Annotated in this window: 17 protein-coding genes; 8 read left to right on the top strand and 9 right to left on the bottom strand. The window is 32.4% G+C overall.

All coding sequences use genetic code 11. The annotated features are described in order from the left end of the window. Positions 1-225: 225 nt before the first annotated feature. From IW20_RS04350 to IW20_RS04315, 8 genes are all read right to left on the bottom strand, one after another. Positions 226-963 carry a DUF2490 domain-containing protein gene (locus tag IW20_RS04350; RefSeq protein ID WP_035619340.1) on the bottom strand — a complete coding sequence of 246 codons (738 nt, stop codon included), beginning with the start codon at positions 961-963 and terminating at the stop codon, positions 226-228. A 358-nt stretch (positions 964-1,321) separates the two neighbouring features. Continuing rightward, a complete protein-coding gene (locus IW20_RS04345) occupies positions 1,322-3,871 on the bottom strand; it encodes a TonB-dependent receptor (RefSeq protein ID WP_035619338.1) in 2,550 nt (849 codons plus the stop codon). 248 nt (positions 3,872-4,119) lie between these two features. After that, a complete protein-coding gene (locus IW20_RS04340; protein WP_035619335.1) occupies positions 4,120-4,533 on the bottom strand; it encodes an RrF2 family transcriptional regulator in 414 nt (137 codons plus the stop codon). Positions 4,534-4,608: 75 nt separating this feature from the next. Then, complete coding sequence (locus IW20_RS04335) at positions 4,609-5,409, bottom strand: TPM domain-containing protein (protein ID WP_035619333.1); 801 nt, start codon at positions 5,407-5,409, stop codon at positions 4,609-4,611. Next, the gene (locus tag IW20_RS04330; protein ID WP_035619331.1) at positions 5,409-5,846 is read right to left on the bottom strand and encodes a TPM domain-containing protein; all 438 of its coding nucleotides are present in this window, start codon (positions 5,844-5,846) and stop codon (positions 5,409-5,411) included. The genes IW20_RS04335 and IW20_RS04330 overlap by 1 nt, the downstream gene beginning before the upstream one ends. A 76-nt stretch (positions 5,847-5,922) precedes the next feature. Then, entirely contained in the window at positions 5,923-6,504 is a 582-nt protein-coding gene (locus IW20_RS04325) for a LemA family protein (RefSeq protein WP_035619329.1), read from the bottom strand. 32 nt (positions 6,505-6,536) lie between these two features. Then, entirely contained in the window at positions 6,537-6,869 is a 333-nt protein-coding gene (locus tag IW20_RS04320; RefSeq protein WP_035619327.1) for a MerR family transcriptional regulator, read from the bottom strand. Between the two features lie 87 nt (positions 6,870-6,956). Then, positions 6,957-7,934 (bottom strand): M23 family metallopeptidase, encoded by a 978-nt coding sequence (locus IW20_RS04315; RefSeq protein WP_035619325.1) that lies wholly within the window; start codon positions 7,932-7,934, stop codon positions 6,957-6,959. Between the two features lie 339 nt (positions 7,935-8,273). Here IW20_RS04315 and alaS point away from each other — a divergent pair, with 339 nt between their 5' ends. The 3 genes from alaS to IW20_RS04300 all read left to right on the top strand — a co-directional run bounded on the left by alaS (position 8,274) and on the right by IW20_RS04300 (position 12,850). After that, on the top strand, positions 8,274-10,904 hold the full coding sequence (gene alaS / locus IW20_RS04310; protein ID WP_035619323.1) for an alanine--tRNA ligase: 2,631 nt from the start codon (positions 8,274-8,276) through the stop codon (positions 10,902-10,904). Positions 10,905-11,074: 170 nt separating this feature from the next. Then, a complete protein-coding gene (locus tag IW20_RS04305; protein WP_035619321.1) occupies positions 11,075-11,851 on the top strand; it encodes a hypothetical protein in 777 nt (258 codons plus the stop codon). Positions 11,852-12,076: 225 nt separating this feature from the next. After that, positions 12,077-12,850: a hypothetical protein gene (locus IW20_RS04300; RefSeq protein WP_035619319.1), complete on the top strand. Its 774-nt coding sequence runs from the start codon at positions 12,077-12,079 to the stop codon at positions 12,848-12,850. Between the two features lie 63 nt (positions 12,851-12,913). Here the strand turns inward: IW20_RS04300 and IW20_RS04295 are convergent, their stop codons facing one another. Then, a complete protein-coding gene (locus IW20_RS04295) occupies positions 12,914-14,659 on the bottom strand; it encodes an ABC transporter ATP-binding protein (RefSeq protein ID WP_035619317.1) in 1,746 nt (581 codons plus the stop codon). Positions 14,660-14,871: 212 nt separating this feature from the next. Here IW20_RS04295 and IW20_RS04290 point away from each other — a divergent pair, with 212 nt between their 5' ends. The 5 genes from IW20_RS04290 (at position 14,872) to IW20_RS04270 (ending at position 19,325) form a co-directional block, all read left to right on the top strand. Continuing rightward, complete coding sequence (locus IW20_RS04290) at positions 14,872-15,696, top strand: hypothetical protein (RefSeq protein WP_035619314.1); 825 nt, start codon at positions 14,872-14,874, stop codon at positions 15,694-15,696. Positions 15,697-15,871: 175 nt separating this feature from the next. Beyond that, a complete protein-coding gene (locus IW20_RS04285; RefSeq protein WP_035619312.1) occupies positions 15,872-16,687 on the top strand; it encodes a hypothetical protein in 816 nt (271 codons plus the stop codon). Between the two features lie 289 nt (positions 16,688-16,976). After that, a complete protein-coding gene (locus tag IW20_RS04280; RefSeq protein WP_035619309.1) occupies positions 16,977-17,354 on the top strand; it encodes a GxxExxY protein in 378 nt (125 codons plus the stop codon). A gap of 146 nt (positions 17,355-17,500) precedes the next feature. Then, a complete protein-coding gene (locus tag IW20_RS04275) occupies positions 17,501-18,301 on the top strand; it encodes a hypothetical protein (protein WP_035619307.1) in 801 nt (266 codons plus the stop codon). A 73-nt stretch (positions 18,302-18,374) separates the two neighbouring features. Next, on the top strand, positions 18,375-19,325 hold the full coding sequence (locus tag IW20_RS04270; protein ID WP_035619371.1) for a GSCFA domain-containing protein: 951 nt from the start codon (positions 18,375-18,377) through the stop codon (positions 19,323-19,325). The last annotated feature ends 49 nt before the right edge of the window (positions 19,326-19,374 follow it).

Genomic DNA, 19,374 nt, shown 5'->3' with positions numbered 1-19,374 from the left:
AGGTTCAAAAGTTCTGAGATGCTAAGGTTTTTTAGGTCAAAGGTTCAAAGGGACAAAGCAACAAAGGCTCTAAGATTTTATAGGTTCAAAGAAACATAGTTTGTAAAACATAAAGGTTGAATTGACTCTAGCTTTAGCTGGAGATATTAATGATTTAGAGGAAAAGGGCTTTAGCCAAATCTTTTCATCTCACATCTTTCATCTCACATCTTTCATCTTCACAATTTACATTTTCCGATTAATTCTGTGGTAAAGTGTAAGTCTGGTAATATCTCTGTCGTAAAAATCGACTCCGCTGGCTCTTCGCTGAAAGTTTTTTAGGTAGCCTAATTCCAGACCCACATTTGGATTAAAATGATAGCGTAACGCGAGGTAAATTCGGTTTTGATCGAAGGTGTTTTTCTTGATTCCTTTTCCGAAATTGAATAAAATTTCGTCAGAAATAGTTCCTTTTAAGCTGCGTTTTTCTTTCTCCCAAAGGGTAAATGTAGATTGTAGACGGTATCGGAATCGAAATGAAAAGGCGTATCCATCGAGTAATTCTTCTTGATTGGCTTTGTGAATAAAGCGCTCTTCTAACTGAAAACGGTTGTGGAAAGTGATTTTTGCAATATCGTTTATAAGTGTAATATCTTGTTGAGACCTGTATTCTGGAATTGTAAAATCAGGATCTATTTCTGGGTTTTGAGTATTGACATTAAAATAAGCGAAACCTCCACCAAGATCAACAAGTTTAGTTGCTCGGTATCTTCCCTGAATTCTTAAAACCCATAAATTTTCATGTATAGGATTGATAAAACTACGATTGTCAATTTCTGAATGTAGTGACCACTTTTGGCTTATTGGTAATATATTGTAGTATCTTATCCATGCAAGAGTTTGCTGGTCGATATTTTTTTTGGTTTGTCCTGCCAATAATTGACTTGTTAATATTAGAAAAAAAAGTAGTCTGCAGGTTTTCATTCAGCTGTTATAAATTCAGGCTGCGAATATATACAATGATATTGATAATTAAATTGGCTTTTGGTTTGATTTTGTGATTTGGAAGTAAATGGTACGCAGATTATACGGATTCGCTAGGCGAAAACGCGGATAAAAACGGATTTTCTTTTTATACGTGTTCTCTTTTTACTGCCGAAGATTTGAATGGTTAAAAGGATTAAAAGATTATTCTAAAAATCCGTTTTTATCCGCGTCTTTACTTTAGTAAATCTGCGTCATCCGCGTTCCCTTTCTAGATAATTTTAAATAAAAAAAACTGGAACAAGTTATTTAAAACTTATCCCAGTTAATAGTTGTTTAATCTATGTTGGATAAAAATCTATAAAGAATACTTTAAGGTAACTCCGTAAGTTCTTTGGTCGCCTAATACTCCTGCATACTGTCCTGTGTTTCCACCAGCAGGTAATAATTGCTCATAGTAATCTTTGTTTAAAATATTACGTCCCCAAAAGTGAACCGATAAACCATCGGATGCACGGAAACCAAAACGAGCATTAAAAATTGCATAACCTGGAACTACTAAATATTTTGAAGCAGAAGGGCTTGATGAGAATTCAGAACGAGCGTAAGAATCTATCGCTAAGAAAATTTTACCTGCATTTCCGAAGAATTTTGCTTTATCAGAAAGTTCACCTCCTAAAGATCCAGCCCATTTTGAAGCTCCTGGTAAGTCAGTTCCAGAAACATCTTTAAACGCTATCGGAGCTCCTGTTTCTTCTAGCGGAAGTGGTGCATTTGTAAATTTCACATACTTACCATCTGTATAAGTTGCAGCGGCATTTACAGTAAGGTGTTGGCTGAATACAAAACTAGCATCTAGTTCTACACCACGTACACGTACTTTATCTGCATTGGCAAGATATCCACGGTTAACACCCAATTCTGCAGCCTGAACATTTGTCTGAAAATCTTTAATATCTGTATTAAAGAATGCTAAGTTGAATATTGAGTTTCTAAAAGGAGATGTTTTTATTCCTATTTCGTAATGGTTAACTTTCTCTGGTTTAATTACCGCAAGATCAAGTAACGGCTGTCCTTTAGCATCTGTAGGAAGACCAGCTACGTTTACACCAACAGGTTTATAACTTTTTGCATAAGTAGCGTAAGCATTAATTTTGTCCGAAGCTTTGTAAGTAACAGTTATATTTCCAGAAAAGTCTGTGTTGTCAGTGTCTGATGTAAAAGCTTGGTCGCTATAAACAGATTTTTTCAAAGCAAGTAATGCTGGATCTGTAGTTTGAAGACCTCCGTATGTTGTACGAGTGTAATCAGCTTCTTTTTTATCAAAGTTATAACGTAAACCTGGTAATATATGTAAGCGTTCCGTTACTGCCCAGTCTAATTGACCGAATACGGCTGCACTAGATGATCTGATTCTTGCATCGGTTTTTATTCCATATCCTTCAAAAAGACCTGGAGTTTTCCATAATGGGCTAGTAGTGCTTTGTGAGAATCTCCATTGTGCATTACCAGATTCTTCGGTACCATTTGTTCTAGATGTTTGGTCGATAAAAAACACTCCTGCAACACCACTTATTTTAGATGTAAGTTGTCCTGCATAACGCACCTCTTGTGTAATTTGTGTTTGTCTTGTTGGGTTTTGCGATTTAGCTAATACTTGTAATCCTGTAAAATCTCTATCATTTGATGGATCCCAATTCCAGAATCTCCATGCAGTTGTTGAAGTAAGTGTACCACCTCCAATTTTTGTGTCAACATTAAGAGATATACCTCCTAAATCTTGTCCAGAACGCCATGGAGTATCTTGATCTATTTTGCGGTCAAATGCATTTAAACTTGGTAGTTGATAGTTTAAATCTTTAATGATCGCATCAAACTGGCGATAAGCAGCTCTTTGAGTAGGAGCAACTCCCGCAACAACTTGAGCATATCCATCAGGACGTTGCGTTGTAATATCGGCTGCTAATATAATATTAGTATTTTCTGATGGAGTATAAAGTAATTGTCCTCTAATTCCTTGATTGTTTAATGTATTTGTAGCTCTTCCTGTTACGATATTATCGATTAAACCATCACGTTGTGTACCAGAGAAAGATAAACGCCCAGCTATTTTTTTTCCTAAAGCTCCTGTAACCGAAGCTTTGGCTTGCAAGAAGGCAAAATTTCCGTAGCTCACTTCAAAGTCTGCACCCGAAGTAAAACTTGGTTTGCGAGTAGTAATGTTAAATGCACCAGAAGTAGTGTTTTTACCAAACAAAGACCCTTGAGGTCCACGTAATACCTCAATTTGTTCTACGTCGATAAAATCTAATGTTGTTGCAGCTGGACGTGCATAATAAACACCATCTACATAAAAACCAACACCAGGATCAATTCCGTCATTAGTAAGTCCAAAAGGAGAACCCAGACTACGAATGTTAATACCAGTATTTCTAGGATTTGAAGAATATAATTGTACTGATGGAACAAGTTCTTTTATGCGATTCACGTTAAAAGCTCCAGTTTGTTCTGCTTGTTTACCAGTTATAACCGATATAGCGATAGGAACATCCTGAACTTTTTCTATTCTACGTCTTGAAGAAACAACCACTTCTATAAGGGCATTTTCTTCGTTAAGAGTAACTTGTAGAGGAGTTGTTATTGGTAGAGCAGTAATTTCTATTTCGGCAGTTTTATAGCCTATATATTGAACTAAGAGTGTTAGTGGAAGTTTTCCTTTAGAATCAATGCTAAATTTTCCGCTTTGATCTGTAGTTGTATTAGAAGTTGTTCCTTTTATAATAACATTAGCGGCTTCTAACGGGATATTTTCATTGTTTGTAACAACGCCTTCAATGTTTTGTGCAAATGATATTGAGAAGGTTAAAACGAATAGTATTGTAAGTGTTTTTTTTATAGAATTTTTCATTTTATATTAATTATATGTAATTAGTAGAATTTAAATTAAATTTTTTTTACTAGCACATACACATACACGAAATAGAACTATTATTGTTTTTTGTAATTAAATTTGAAATGCTACTCTGCAGCCGACTTGTCTTTATAACAAGGATTCTTTTAAGTGGTTTCATAAGGTTGGTTTTAATTAGTGTGTGTTTATTTTTTGGCAAATATATATAAATTCTACATAATTAATAGAATTTAGAATATATTTTTTTATTTTTCTACTAATGAGGCTATTGTAATCCCTTGCATCGCTTGTAAAGTTTTATCTCTAATAAGCATTAAACCGTGTCTTAAGTGGCATTCCGACTCTGTTTTGCAGTCTGAGCAAGGTTCGTAAAAGTTTAAAGAAGCACAAGGCAAAAGCGCAATTGCACCATCAAAAAGACGATGAATTTCGGCTAGGGTAATGTCATTTTTAGATTTTATAAGATAATAACCACCGTATTTTCCTTGTTTACTACTCACAAAATGCCCTCTTTTTAGATCAAGTAAAATTTGTTCTAAAAACTTTTTAGGAATATTGGCGCCTTCAGCAATTTCTATAGTTTTAGAAATGTGATTTTCGTCTTGCTCCGCTAAATAAAGTAATGCTTTAAGAGCATATTTGGCTTTATGTGATAACATTATTATAAATTATGAATTGCAAATATATTATAAGTTTTTAAACTGTGACTCGTAACTGTCATTGAAAACTAAAAATTACCAACTTCCGCCAGAACCTCCACCAGAGAATCCTCCTCCGCCAAAGCCACCACCAAAACCGCCACCTCCGCCAGATGATCCACCGCCAAAGCCACCAAAACCACCTCCGCCGCTACGGCCAAGATTGCTTAAAATGATTACGTCGAGTAGGCTAGGGCCGCCACCACCGCTATTTCCTGAATTTCCGCCACCTTTATTTCGTGACATAAGAAATATGATAAGACCTACAATAAGTATAAGTATGAAAAAAGGAAAATCTTGCCCTTCAGCTTGTTTTCGACTTCCTTTGTATTTTCCTTTAAAAACGTCAAAAAGAGCATCAGTACCTTTATCAAGACCTTTATAATAGCTTCCGGCTTTAAATTCTGGGATAATAATATTTCGGGTAATTTCTCCACCAATACCAGCAGTTAATTTGTCTTCAAGACCATAACCAGGTGATATCCATATTTTTCTTTCGGCTTTAGCCAATAAAATAAGAACTCCATTATCGTCTTTTGCAGTTCCACCAATTCCCCATTCCTGTCCCCATTTTGGAGTTAATATACCAATGTCTTCGCCTTTAAGGCTTTCGATGGTAATAACAACTATTTGGGTAGTAGTCGAGTCTGAGTAACGAATTAGTTTTTCTTCTAGTTGTGCTTTTTCTGTAGGACTTAAAACATTTGCATAATCGTATACAGAAGTCTGAAACTTTGGTTTTTCAGGAATTGTAAATTGAGCAAAACCTAATTGGGTAAAGAACAAGCAAACAATTAATTTTAGGAAAATCGAGGTATTTATTTTGGGTGTAATCATTATCCTTTAGAGATTTCGTTTGATAATTCGTTAGTATTGTCAGCAGACCAAGGAAAATATTTTTTCAATTGTTCACCCGCTACCAAGATACCATCAATAAGTCCTTGTTTAAAATTTTGTTGTTTGAACTGTGCTGACATTGCTTCTTTGGTAGAATCCCAAAAGTTAGGATGTACAACATCATTTATTCCTTTGTCTCCGCAAATAACAAATTTTTTATCATCTACAGCAACATAAACTAAAACACCATTTTTAAGTTGTGTTTCGTCCATTTTTAATTCATGAAAAACTTCTAAAGCCCTATCAAAATGGGCTTTAGAAGTTGATTTTTCTATATGAACTCTAATCTCGCCAGAAGTATTTTTTTCGGCCACACGAATAGCTTCAACAACTGCTTCTTCTTCTTCCTTGGTTAAAAAATCTTCTACTTTTGACATTGAAATTAGTTTTTAGATGAATAATAATGATTTTAAATTTAGCATTATTGCTATCAAAAATCGTTTATCAATTTTTTTAGAATTTTACTTCTACAGGTTTATCAGCTCCAGCAACAGCTTCAAAATATGGTTTTTCTTTATAGTCTAAGAACCATTTGTTAGGGATAGATAATATGTAACCATTGTATTCCTGAACAGCTTCGTTAAAACGAGTTCTAGCAGTAAGAATTTGATTTTCTGTACTAGCCAATTCGTCTTGTAATTTTAAGAAGTTTTCATTTGCTTTAAGCGTTGGGTATTGCTCAACCGAAACTAATAATCTAGATAAAGATGAAGATACACCGCTTTGTGCTTGGTTAAATTGAGCCAATTGTTCTGGAGTAACATTACTTGGATCTATTGTTACTGCAGTTGCTTTTGCACGAGCCTCAATAACTGCTGTTAATGTAGATTTTTCAAAATCTGCAGCTCCTTTTACTGTATTCACTAAGTTTCCGATAAGGTCATTACGACGTTGGTAAGCTGTGTTTACATTTCCCCATTCTTTGTTTACTGCCTGGTTATATTTTAAACCAGTATTTTTAATTCCAATTGACCAAAAAGCTATAATAGCGATTAGTACAACAATAATTCCTACGGGGATTAACCATTTTTTCATATTTGCTTTAATTTAAGTTTATTGATTTGTTTTTACAATTCGTTTTTAATTTCGGTCAATTGTGTTTTTATCGTCTCTAATTTACGTATTATTTCGAATTTATCTAAAGTTTTCTTTTGGCCTTCCTTCAGGTGAATTTTGGCTCCTTCCAGCGTAAAACCGCGTTCTTTTACTAAGTGGAAAATTAATTGTAAATTTTTGACATCCTCGGGTGTAAACATTCTATTACCCTTAGCATTTTTTTTGGGCTTAAGAATATCAAATTCCCCATCCCAAAATCGTATCAAAGAAGCATTCACATGAAATGCTTTGGCGATTTCGCCAATACTATAATATCGTTTATCAGGTTGTAACTCAATATGCATATTGTCTTTCTAGTTGTATATTTATGATAACTAATTTAAGGTATTCGTTAGTATTAAATACTGTTACTGAATACTTTTTTAAGTATCTTAATCTAATGATTGATTCTCTTGGTTTGCTAATTGCGAAATAGCAACATATTCCACTGCCGAAATATTTCCATAATAAAAATTAAGCGGGTTTACTACTTTACCATCTTTATGAACTTCATAATGACAATGAGGCCCTTCAGATCTTCCTGTGCTTCCTACATAACCTATAACATCACCACGTTTCACTCTTTGTCCAGCTCGGCAGTTGTATTTGCTTAAATGGGCGTATAAAGTTTCGTAACCAAAACCGTGCCTAATTACAACATGATTCCCAAAGCCAGAGGCATTACTGTCAGCCCTGTCTACAACACCATCGCCTGTAGCATAAACAGGAGTTCCTACTTTTGCCGTAAAATCCATACCTTCATGCATCTTACGTACTTTGGTAAAAGGATCCGTTCTATAACCAAAACCAGAAACCATACGTTTTAAATTTTCATTCTGTACTGGCTGAATGGCAGGAATTGCCGATAATAAATCTTCTTTGGCACTAGCCAGTTTCAAAATTTCGTCTAATGATCTCGATTGTATTGCCAATTGCTTAGAAAGTACATCAATTCTTTTGGTCGTTTTAATTACCAATTGCGAATTATTGTAGCCCTCTAAAGCTTTATATCTTTCAATTCTCGAAAAACCAGCTTTACGTATTGAATCTGGAATTTCTTTTTTGTTAAAATAAACTCGGTATAAATTATTGTCACGCTCCTCAAGACTCTCAACAACAGCATCAATCTGATCCATTTTTTTATTTAAAATCGAATAATTCAACTTCAAATTCTCAATTTCACGAGTTTGTAAGCGGTCTTTTGGAGTTTCAAAGTAAGGAGTGTTCAATAAAATAACAAAACCTAAAAAGCCAAATAACGTAGAAGCTACTAAAAACAAGACAATAAAGCCAAATTTAGTCCTTTTTTTAGTTTTTATTTTTCGGTAGGCCAAATTTTCCGAATCGTAATAATATTTTACTTTCGCCATATTTTAAAATACCCTATTTTTGCACACTGTAAAAATGTTAGTGGAACAAATTTAATAAATGTTTCAGTTGTTCTACCCTTTTTTCAATAATAAATATAATAATGTGCCCAATCCGGTTATTCGTTTCAAGTTCTCGTTTATAAAACTTTTTTTATAATGAGCTAGCAGGAGCTTCCTTCGGTCGCTCTGCCCACTCAATAAAAAATAGATTTATAAATCTCGAAGCTTTTCACTACTATCCGGGGCAAAAGTTGATTTGGTTAATTGTTTAATCGGTTATTCGATAAAGAACTAAAAACAATTCAACGATTCAACAAATTATAGATTAAACTAACAAAAATGAAATCACAAGACGTACGTAAGCAATTTTTAGATTTTTTTCAGAGCAAAGGGCATTTAATTGTTCCATCTGCTCCAATTGTCCTTAAAGACGATCCAACCCTTATGTTCAATAACTCGGGAATGGCCCAGTTTAAAGAATATTTTTTAGGGAACGGAACACCAAAAAGTCCTAGAATAGCCGACACGCAAAAATGTCTTCGTGTTTCAGGAAAACATAACGATCTAGAAGAAGTAGGTATCGATACCTATCATCATACCATGTTCGAAATGCTAGGAAACTGGTCTTTTGGAGATTACTTTAAGAAAGAAGCAATTAATTGGGCTTGGGAATTATTAACCGAAGTTTATAAAATAGATAAAGACATTCTTTACGTAACCGTTTTTGAAGGAAGTGAAGAAGAGAATGTACCTTTTGATCAAGAAGCATACGATATCTGGAAAACACTAATTTCTGAAGACAGAATCTTACTTGGAAACAAAAAAGATAATTTCTGGGAAATGGGAGATCAGGGACCATGCGGACCATGTTCTGAAATTCACGTAGATATTCGTTCTGCTGAAGAAAAAGCATTAGTTCCAGGAAAAGACCTTGTAAACAATGATCACCCGCACGTAGTAGAAATCTGGAATAACGTATTCATGGAATTCAACCGTAAAGCTGATGGTTCTCTTGAAAAATTACCAGCACAACACGTAGATACCGGAATGGGATTTGAGCGTTTATGTATGGTTTTACAAAATGTACAGTCTAACTACGATACTGATGTTTTTACGCCGATTATCCGTGAAATAGAATCGATTACAAAAACAAAATATCACATAAAAGCTACTAACGAAGCTGAGGATAAAGTAAATATTGCGATTCGTGTAATTGCAGATCACGTTCGTGCTGTAGCATTTGCTATTGCTGATGGACAATTGCCATCTAACACAGGAGCTGGTTATGTAATACGTAGAATATTACGTCGTGCTATACGTTACGGATTTACATTCTTAGATACCAAAGAACCTTTTATTTATAAACTGGTAGAAACACTAAGTACACAAATGGGTGGTTCGTTTCCAGAAATTAAATCGCAAAAAGAACTTTGCGCAAATGTGATTCGTGAAGAAGAAAATTCTTTCCTACGTACACTAGATCAAGGATTGGTATTACTAGAAAATATTATTACAACAAGTACAGATAAAGTTATCTCGGGCAAAAAAGCATTCGAATTATATGATACGTATGGTTTTCCTATCGATTTAACAGCTTTAATACTTTCAGAAAAAGGATTAAAATTAGACGAAGCAGGTTTCGAATCTGAATTACAAAAACAAAAAGAGCGTTCTCGTGCAGCTTCAAAAGTAAAAGCGGGAGATTGGCAAATTTTGATTGATGATGAAGACGAAGAATTCATCGGATATGACCGTACCGAAGCGATGGTAAAAATTACTCGTTACCGTAAAGTCGAAAGTGCTAAAGATGGAGAAATCTATCAAATCGTATTTAATATGACGCCTTTTTATCCAGAAGGTGGAGGACAAGTAGGAGATAAAGGATATTTTGAAGCTAGTAACGGAGATGTAATTTACATAATCGATACTAAGAAAGAGAATAATGTAATCATACATTTTGCAAAAGAACTTCCGAATAATCTAACGGAGACTTTTAAAGCATTTGTAGATGTAAGTACAAGAAAAAGCTCTGCTTCTAATCACTCAGCTACACACTTAATGCATCAGGCATTACGTTCTATTTTAGGAACGCACGTAGAGCAAAAAGGATCATTGGTAAGCCCGAAACATTTAAGATTTGATTTTTCTCATTTCTCAAAAGTAACCGATGAAGAATTACAACAAGTAGAGGATTTTGTAAATGCAAGAATTCAAGAGCAATTACCATTGATCGAAAGAAGAAGTGTACCGTTTGAGCAAGCCGTTCAAGAAGGAGCAATGGCTTTGTTTGGTGAGAAATATGGTGATCACGTACGTGCTATTAAATTTGGTGATAGTATGGAATTATGTGGTGGAATTCACGTAAATAATACAGCCGATATCTGGTATTTCAAGATAGTGAGCGAAGGTGCAGTTGCATCAGGAATACGTCGTATCGAAGCAATAACTTCGGGAGCAGTAAAAGAATATTTTGCAAGCCAAGCCGAGAAATTAAAAGAGATTAATGCAGTTTTAAAAAACGCACAAGATCCTATAAAAGCAGTTGTTTCATTACAAGATGAAAATGCTAAACTTAAAAAACAGTTAGAAGCTTTATTAAAAGATAAAGCTAAAAACATGAAAGGAGATTTAGCTAAAGAATTACAAGAGATAAATGGTGTACAATTCTTGGCAAAACAAGTCGATTTATCTCCAGAAGGAGCAAAAGATTTGGTTTATGAACTAGGGAATTTAGGGACAAATTTATTTTTACTTTTGGCTACAGCCGAAGGAGGAAAACCAATGTTAACTTGCTATATCTCTAAAGAATTAGTTGCTGATAAAAAGCTAAATGCAGGACAAGTAGTTCGTGAGTTAGGAAAATACATCCAAGGTGGAGGAGGAGGGCAACCTTTCTTCGCAACTGCTGGAGGAAAAAATGCTGACGGAATTCCAGAAGCTTTAGCGAAAGCTATTGATTATGTGAAATAAAAAATAAGTTACTAAGAATATCAGATTCTTAATTATAATAAAGACCCAAATAGCAATTTATATTGTTTTGTTTGGGTTTTTTATTACAAAAAGATGAATTTTTATTAGGTTTTTAAGAGCTGTGTCTTTTATATTTACACTCTAATTGTTAATATATAACCTATTAAAAAATGAAAAGAAAATTACTTTACTTATTTAGTGCTTTATTAGTACTAACCTCTTGTTCTAATGATGAAACTAGAGAAGATTCTAAAGATAATGACGTTGTTGTTATTACTCCGGAGAGTCCTGTTTTGTTACAAAAGACCATAGATAAAGATGAGGATGGTTCGACTCGAACAACTGTTTATACTTATAACGGGAATAAGATAGTTAGTCAATTATATAATAATACCAAAGAAGGTATTTACTATACATATACTGGAGATTTAATTACTAAAATGGAATTTAAACTTGCAGACGGAACTATAGAACAAGTAAACTCGTATGATTATGATCCTAAAGGAAAGTTGCTTACTTTTAGAAGAATAGATCCAGTAGAAAATCTTGGTAATAAAGAAGTTTATAGGTATGACGCAGATGGTTCGATTTCTGTAACAGAGTATATTGGAGATAGCAAAACTCAAACACAGACTAATGCAACAAGTAAAATCACTTTTCTTAACGGAGAAGTAGCCGAAATTGTAAGTACAAATTCGCCAAATCATAAATATACTTATGATACCAAAAACAACCCTGAAAAGAATATTTTAGGGATGGATAAAATTGCTTTTGTAGATGGAGAGGCTGACGGAACTCTACACAACACTCTTACTGATACATCTGGAGATAAACTTTCGGCAAGTTATAGTTATACTTATAATGTAAGCGATTATCCTGCGACAAGTATAGAAACTTCTTCTGAAGGGAAAGTTACTACACAGTATTTCTACAATGAATTAAAATAATAAAGTTATGATTCATTCTTAGAAATTATAAAAAGTCAGATGTGATAAATATTGCTTCTGACTTTTTTATAGAGTAAAATGAATTGTTATCCAATAGTAGTATTAAGATGAGAAAAACATTCAAGTTAATTTGTCTTAAAGTATTACTTATAAAACATGTCGCAAGGGGGTCAGTTGATGAAAATGATTCTTTTTGCAGTTAATTATTCTAAATGAAAATATATTATGAAAACAAAAATATTTTATTTCTTGATTGCCTCTTTATTTGTATTAAGTTCTTGTTCTGGAGATACTGACGGAAGAGATATTGAGCCAATAACGGATATCAAAACTGAACCAAAAAAGGAAGATCAAGTTTTGTTGAGAAAAATGATTCAAACTCACGAAGATGGTACTGTCGACATATTGAACTATAAATATGACGGAAATAAAATCATTAGTGCTATTGATTCAAATGAAGAAGGTGGAGTATATTGGATTTATAATCAGGATTTAATTACAAAAATGATAATTAAACTTGCTGATGAAACTATACTTCAGGAAAATACATATACATATGATGCTAATAAAAAATTAAGTATTTTTTTAAGAGTTGATCCTGAATTAAAAGAAGGTTATAAAGAAGTCTATACTTATAATGCAGATAATACTATTACAGTTAAAGCATATTCGGGAGATGATAAAAGCCAAACTGTTTTTCAAGGGACTTCAGTCATAACTATCATAGGAGGAGAGGTTAGTAAAATTGATTCAAATTATTCGCCTAGTTTTGTTTATACATATGACACCAAATATAACCCACATAGAAACATTCTAGGTTTGGATAAAACCTCTTTTGCAGATGGAGAAGCTTCAGGGAATGTACATAATATTATTTCTCAAAAGGTTGGGGATGGAGTTACTAAAACTTCAAAAATAACGTATAATGCAGATGGTTATCCAACGAAATCTTTTGATAATTTTGAAGATGAAGGAACTACTACGGAGTACTTTTACTAGTTAATTTGTAAAAATTGAAAAGCCCAATATCTTTTTTAATAGATATTGGGCTTTTTTTATGGACTATTTTCGTTCACCAATTTGCTGACGCCACATAGCATAATATAATCCTTTTTCGAGGACTAAGTCATCGTGTTTTCCTTGTTCGATAATTTTTCCTTGTTCCAGAACAAATATTTTATCAGCATGCATTACAGTAGATAATCGGTGTGCGATTAAAACCGTAATCCTGTTTTTATCGGATATGTTTCTAATTGTAGTATTAATTTCTTCTTCGGTAATGGAATCTAATGCAGAAGTTGCTTCATCAAAAATCAATAAATTTGGATTTCTCAAAATGGCACGAGCAATAGATAAACGTTGTTTTTCGCCACCCGAAACTTTAATTCCTCCTTCGCCAATTGTAGTGTTTAAACCATCTTCGGCGCGATGCAATAGTGTTTCGCAGCTTGCTCTTTTTAGAGCATCGTACAAATCCTCATCAGTGGCAGAAGGTCTTACAAATAGTAAATTCTCACGAATTGTTCCCGAGAATAATTGAGCATCTTGGGTTACAAAACCTAATTGTTTTCTTAAATCTAATAAATCAATTTCGGCAGAATCGATGTCGTTATAAAAAACTTTACCCTCAGCAGGAGTATATAACCCAACTAACAATTTAACTAAAGTTGTTTTTCCTGAGCCAGATGGCCCAACAAAAGCTACAGTTTGTCCTTGCTTAATGTCAAAGTTAATATTCTCGACGGCTTTATATTTAGCCGTTTTATGTTGAAAACTGACATTCGAAAAAAGTAAAGAGCGAATAGCGCCAACATGTTTTGGATTCTTCGGACGGAATTCTTTTGGAGCACTTAATAAGGTTTTGAAATTTTCCATTGAAACCTTAGTTTCGTTAAGCGCAATAATAAAATTCCCTAATTCTTGTAAAGGTCCAAAAATGAAAAAAGTAAAAAATACCATTGTAAGTAAATCACCCACAATGATTTTTTGTCCAAACAAGAAATAATATAGCGTAAACACTACACAAGTTCTTAAAAAGTGAACTGTTGTACCTTGAATAAAACTTAAACTTCTTATAAAACGGATTTTTTGCAATTCCAATTGCAAGATTTTAAAGGTATTTAAGTTCAAACGTTTTTCTTCTTGATATGTTAATCCAAGACTTTTTACAAGTTCGATATTTCTTAAACTTTCGGTTGTCGAACCAGCCAGAGCATTAGTTTGATTTACAATTTTTCGGGAAACAATTTTTATTTTCTTCCCTAGATAAGAACTTACCAAAGCAATGATTGGTGCAGTAACTAAAAATATTAAAGAAATGCGGTAATCTATTCGGGCAACATAAACAATTACAAATATGAATCCGATAACGGTTTGAAAAATTAAAGAAATAGAAAGCGTAATTAGTTTTTCAGAATCAGAACGCACTTTAGTCAATTTACTCAATGTTTCCCCACTGCGTTGATCTTCAAATTCAGCAAATGGTAAATCGAGAGATTTTTTTATACCATCAGTATACATTTGAGCACCAGTACGCTGGATAACTACATTGGTAAAGTAATCCTGAAAGTTTTTGGTAATTCTCGAAATCATCGCCGCACCAAGAGAAAGACCTAGCCAAAAAGCTACTGATTTAATAAAGCCGATTTCATTTCCTTTGTATTTGGCTAACCCAACACCGCAATCTTGCATTAATTTACCCGTAATAACAGAATCGGATAAACTGAAGCAGATGTTTATAGATGCCATAATTAGGGCTAGAAACAACAGCATTTTGTGTTTAATTATATAAGAATATAGTAATTTCATATGAGAATTTTAATTTATAGAAGATGCAAAAGTAATAAATAGATTGGCTATGTAGTGTCGATTTCTGTTATTAAAAAAACTAAATTTTAAGTTGATATAATATTTGGTTTTTGTTCTTAAGTGTCTTATTATGATATGATTATGTCTTATTTTTTTTCAGTTTTTTTTTTATGTTGTTATAGTTTTGCACGAATTATAATTTTTAAAAAAAAATGAAAAAATTTTTATGTTTATTTGGAGCAATGGCTTTAACGCTTGCTTCTTGTTCTAGTGATGACAATAATGATGATGCTGTAAATAGCGTAGATGTTATTCTTCCCAAAATGGTTAAGTATACTGATATAGATTATCCCGCTGAAAATTCAAGTAAAACAATTATTTATAACGGAAACAAACTTGTAAGTGTTTCAAACGAAGGACTTAGAGCGGATTATACGTATGAGGGAAATTTTATAGTAAAAGAAATTACTTATAATATTGTAAATGGTAAAGATTCTAAACGTTATGAAATTTCATATAAATATTCAGATGGGAAATTAGCATCAACGTCTGCGATTGAAAATTTCACAGCTGAATTCCCTTATGGACAATACAATCGTAGATATGTATATACCCATAGCGTTGATGGGACTGTGACAAAAGAATCATATAGTACTAACTCTCAAACGGGGATTGAGGAAAAAAGTAACTATAGTGAATTACTTACTTTCGTAAATGGTAATTTAGTTAAAATGGTAGAAACTGATATATCCCCATCGGGTAATTATGTTCGTACAAGTATTTATGAGTACGATACAAAAAACTCTCCTTTAAAAAATGTTTTAGGTTTTAATTTATTGCTTGATGAAGACTTATCTTCTGCGAATAATCTTGTAAAACATACGTATTCTTCTGTTTATGGGACAGATTCTCAAATTTCAGGACCTTATACTTACATAACATCATATGAATATAATGCAGATGGATATCCAACTAAAGTAGTTTTGTACAAACAAGGTGGTACTTCAGTAAATGAAATAAATGAATATACGTATTAATTAAAACGAACTTTTAATTTCTGAGAAACCCAAATGCTTTTAGTATTTGGGTTTTTTATTGAAAAGAGATGCAAAAGTAGTAAATAGATTGGCTATGTAATCCGGATTGTTTAGCTTTTGTCAAGTTAATAATTTTGAATTCTTCTATATTTGCCCAAAAAAACTAAATCTATAAATGAAAAAATTACTCTATCTATTTACAGCCTCTCTAGTAGTGTTAACTTCTTGTTCATCAGATGATGATTCTTCTATTATTACTCCTTCAGAAGACATATCAATCTTGCCTAAAACAATATCTTATATTTATCCTTCAACTTTTTTAGGTACAAATAGTAAAAGTATTAATACTTATAGTGGGAACAAAATTTTGAATATTATTGATGAGAATTCAAAAACAATATATACTTATGATGGTAGTATAATTACAAAACAGGAACAATTTAGTTTAGGTGAGAACGGTAAAGAAACTAAAAGTAGAGAAGTTGTGTATGCATATGAAAATGGAAAACTAAAAACTAGAATTTATAAAACAGGTATTTCAGAGATTAATCCTAATGGAGTATATGTCTCTAAGACTGTTTATACATACAATCCAGATGGTACTATTTCTTATATTCTATATAGTATTGATTCAAAAACACAAGTTGAAACAAAACAAGGGACAGGTAAGTTAACTTATAAAGATGGTAATCTTATTAAGAGCGAGGTAAATAGTGACATCTATAGTTTTCAGAATGGAGTAAGAACTTTCGAGTATGATACTAAAAAGAATCCTTTAAAAAATATTTTAGGATTTAGTTCATTACTTGATGAAGTTGAGGATTGTGGAAACAATAACGTTATAAAAATAACGAGAACAAGGCCAGATTACCCAAATCCCTCAGTTTATTTAACAACTTACATTTACAATGATAATGGCTATCCAGCAAAGCGTACATCATTTGCAGGCGATGGTAAATCAATCGAATATGAGATTGAATATACATATTAGTTAATATGTTTTACAATTAATATAACCCAAATGCTTTTTTAGTATTTGGGTTTTTTATTGAAAAGAGATGCGAAATAATGAATTGCTTGGCTATATAATTTTAAGATTTTTAATATAATCTCGCTAAGGCGCAGAGACGCAAAGTTTAAAATAGCTTTCGGTTTTGCTGCTTGTGATGGAAATGCAGAGCAGGATGTTAAGACAGCTCTGCGACTCTGCGTCTTTGCGAGAATTATTATTTCAGAAGCTTAGTTTGTAAGTTTTGTCTTAATTTAGTCAAAAAAATAAAATGACAGAAAATGAAATTTCAACGATTGTAGTTGATGCTTGTTATAGGATACATGTAAAATTAGGGCCGGGTTTATTAGAGTCAGTTTATGAAGCTATCTTGTATTTTGAATTAACCAAGAGAGGATTAAGAGTAGAAAGGCAGAAGCCATTACCCGTTGTTTGGGATGAAATAAAATTAGATATAGGATTCAGGGCTGATTTGATAGTTGAAGACAAAGTGATTTTAGAGATAAAATCGATTGAACAAATTTCAAATGTTCATCCTAAGCAAGTTTTAACATATCTCAGAATAACAAAAATGAAGTTAGGATTACTGATTAATTTTAATGTACCAATTATTAAATTAGGTATTACAAGAGTTGTTAGCAATCTTTAATGATAACCTTTAGATAAAAAAAAATAATTTTCAAGATGTAGATCTCATTAACAAGATGTGCCCTAAAATGATATTTTAAAATCCTATTTTATAGGTTAATTAAAACTGAAATATTTCTTTTTGTTGATGAAAATAAAATCAACATTATGGAAAAAAAATTACACTATTTTTTAGTTATTTCTATGATAATACTAAGTTCATGTTCTAAAAATAATAATAAAGAAGAAGAAGGAAATATAAAATTGCCTAAGGCAAAATATTACAAATACATCGATTTTCCTTCAGAGAATTATGAATCAATGTATAAGTATAACGGAAATAAAATCGAAAGTATTTCGGATGATAACGGATCAAAAACAATCTTTACCTATACAGGAGATTTAATTACAAAAAAAGAAGACTTTTCTAATAAGAAGATATTGGTTTATTGTACTTTGTATGAATATGAAAATAACATGTTAAAAGAAGCTATTCATATATTTAATAACCAGAAGTTCTTGAAAAAGTATACTTATAATAAAGATAAAACAGTTGCCTATAAAGTATATCTCTGTAATGATAAATTGAATACTACAACAGAAATTGCTACGGGAATATTTACATTAGAGAATGGGAATATTGTAAAACAGGTAGATAGGGGAAGCAAAGATTATGGTAGTGCCGATATTGTAGTTTTTAAGTATGATACCAATAACAGCCCACTTAAAAATGTTTTAGGAATTAGTTTATTGCTAGATGTTGACTATTCTATTAATAATATTGTAGAAACCACACATACCACATCTTCACAAAATTTGGCGATGCATATAACTTCTTTTCGTAATTCGATAGCACCTTATACATCTACAAATACATCTACCTACACTTACGATTCCGACGGGTATGCACTTACGAAAGCATTTTATAATGATGGAAAATTAGGATATAAATTGTCATACACCTATTAAAAAAGCTGAATCTACATTGCATCGTGCTTTCGTATTTATAAAAAATAGACGAAATTTACACGAAACAATGATTATGCAATTCAGAACCCAAATTCCCATTTCGCAAAGTAACAATCCTATCGATTATAACTCCAGAGTATTGTCTTTAGGTTCTTGTTTTGCAGTAAATATGGCAGATAAACTCGATTATTTTAAATTTAATAATAGCTGTAATCCGTTTGGGATTTTGTTTCATACATTGGCGATAGAAAAACTGATAAATTTTGCTGTTTTACAAAAGAAATTTACGGAGAGTGATGTATTTTTTTATAACGAACGTTGGCATTCGTTTGATGTACATTCAGATTTAAGTAACACAAATAAAGAAGATTTAATTAATAATCTGAATGAGATTATTAAAAACTTACACAAGCGATTAACCGAATCAACTCATATCATTATTACCTACGGAACTTCTTGGGTTTATAGAAATATAGAAAGTAATGAGATAGTGGCTAATTGTCATAAAGTACCACAAAAACAATTTCTAAAAGAGCTTTTATCTGTAGATATAATCAAAGATAGTATTCAGAAAACAATCGATTTAATTGCTTCGATAAACCCAGAAGCAAAAATCATTTTTACCATTTCACCAGTCCGTCATATAAAAGATGGTTTTGTAGAAAACCAACTTAGTAAATCTCATTTGTTTACTGCAATCCATGCGACTTTCGACTTTCGACTTTCGACCTTGAGTTATTTTCCTTCGTACGAAATCATGATGGATGAACTTCGAGATTATCGTTTTTATACCGAAGACATGTTACATCCTAACCAAGTAGCCATCGATTATATTTGGGAACGATTCAGTGAAAACTATATATCTAAAGAAGGAATCCTTATGATGAAAGATGTATCTGAAATACAAAAAGGGCTTTCGCATCGAAGCTTTAATCCTGATTCAGAACAGCATCGCACATTCTTATCGAAATTAGAGGGCAAAATAAAAAAGATAGAAGAAAAATGGCCTCATATTAAGTTTTAAATACGTTCTTTGTTTAAATTTTAAGTAAAAATATACTTACAATAGTCTT

It is taken from the genome of Flavobacterium hydatis, assembly GCF_000737695.1.
Taxonomy (GTDB): domain Bacteria; phylum Bacteroidota; class Bacteroidia; order Flavobacteriales; family Flavobacteriaceae; genus Flavobacterium; species Flavobacterium hydatis.
The sequence above is the reverse complement of the archived record's forward strand: the minus strand, read 5'-3'. Positions and strand labels throughout refer to the sequence as shown.

What these genes read in the sequence shown, in the direction of transcription:
- IW20_RS04350 (WP_035619340.1), bottom strand. Translation starts at nt 963, where the DNA reads ATGAAAACCTGCAGACTACTTTTTTTTCTAATATTAACAAGTCAATTA.
- IW20_RS04345 (WP_035619338.1), bottom strand. Translation starts at nt 3,871, where the DNA reads ATGAAAAATTCTATAAAAAAAACACTTACAATACTATTCGTTTTAACC.
- IW20_RS04340 (WP_035619335.1), bottom strand. Translation starts at nt 4,533, where the DNA reads ATGTTATCACATAAAGCCAAATATGCTCTTAAAGCATTACTTTATTTA.
- IW20_RS04335 (WP_035619333.1), bottom strand. Translation starts at nt 5,409, where the DNA reads ATGATTACACCCAAAATAAATACCTCGATTTTCCTAAAATTAATTGTT.
- IW20_RS04330 (WP_035619331.1), bottom strand. Translation starts at nt 5,846, where the DNA reads ATGTCAAAAGTAGAAGATTTTTTAACCAAGGAAGAAGAAGAAGCAGTT.
- IW20_RS04325 (WP_035619329.1), bottom strand. Translation starts at nt 6,504, where the DNA reads ATGAAAAAATGGTTAATCCCCGTAGGAATTATTGTTGTACTAATCGCT.
- IW20_RS04320 (WP_035619327.1), bottom strand. Translation starts at nt 6,869, where the DNA reads ATGCATATTGAGTTACAACCTGATAAACGATATTATAGTATTGGCGAA.
- IW20_RS04315 (WP_035619325.1), bottom strand. Translation starts at nt 7,934, where the DNA reads ATGGCGAAAGTAAAATATTATTACGATTCGGAAAATTTGGCCTACCGA.
- alaS (WP_035619323.1), top strand. Translation starts at nt 8,274, where the DNA reads ATGAAATCACAAGACGTACGTAAGCAATTTTTAGATTTTTTTCAGAGC.
- IW20_RS04305 (WP_035619321.1), top strand. Translation starts at nt 11,075, where the DNA reads ATGAAAAGAAAATTACTTTACTTATTTAGTGCTTTATTAGTACTAACC.
- IW20_RS04300 (WP_035619319.1), top strand. Translation starts at nt 12,077, where the DNA reads ATGAAAACAAAAATATTTTATTTCTTGATTGCCTCTTTATTTGTATTA.
- IW20_RS04295 (WP_035619317.1), bottom strand. Translation starts at nt 14,659, where the DNA reads ATGAAATTACTATATTCTTATATAATTAAACACAAAATGCTGTTGTTT.
- IW20_RS04290 (WP_035619314.1), top strand. Translation starts at nt 14,872, where the DNA reads ATGAAAAAATTTTTATGTTTATTTGGAGCAATGGCTTTAACGCTTGCT.
- IW20_RS04285 (WP_035619312.1), top strand. Translation starts at nt 15,872, where the DNA reads ATGAAAAAATTACTCTATCTATTTACAGCCTCTCTAGTAGTGTTAACT.
- IW20_RS04280 (WP_035619309.1), top strand. Translation starts at nt 16,977, where the DNA reads ATGACAGAAAATGAAATTTCAACGATTGTAGTTGATGCTTGTTATAGG.
- IW20_RS04275 (WP_035619307.1), top strand. Translation starts at nt 17,501, where the DNA reads ATGGAAAAAAAATTACACTATTTTTTAGTTATTTCTATGATAATACTA.
- IW20_RS04270 (WP_035619371.1), top strand. Translation starts at nt 18,375, where the DNA reads ATGCAATTCAGAACCCAAATTCCCATTTCGCAAAGTAACAATCCTATC.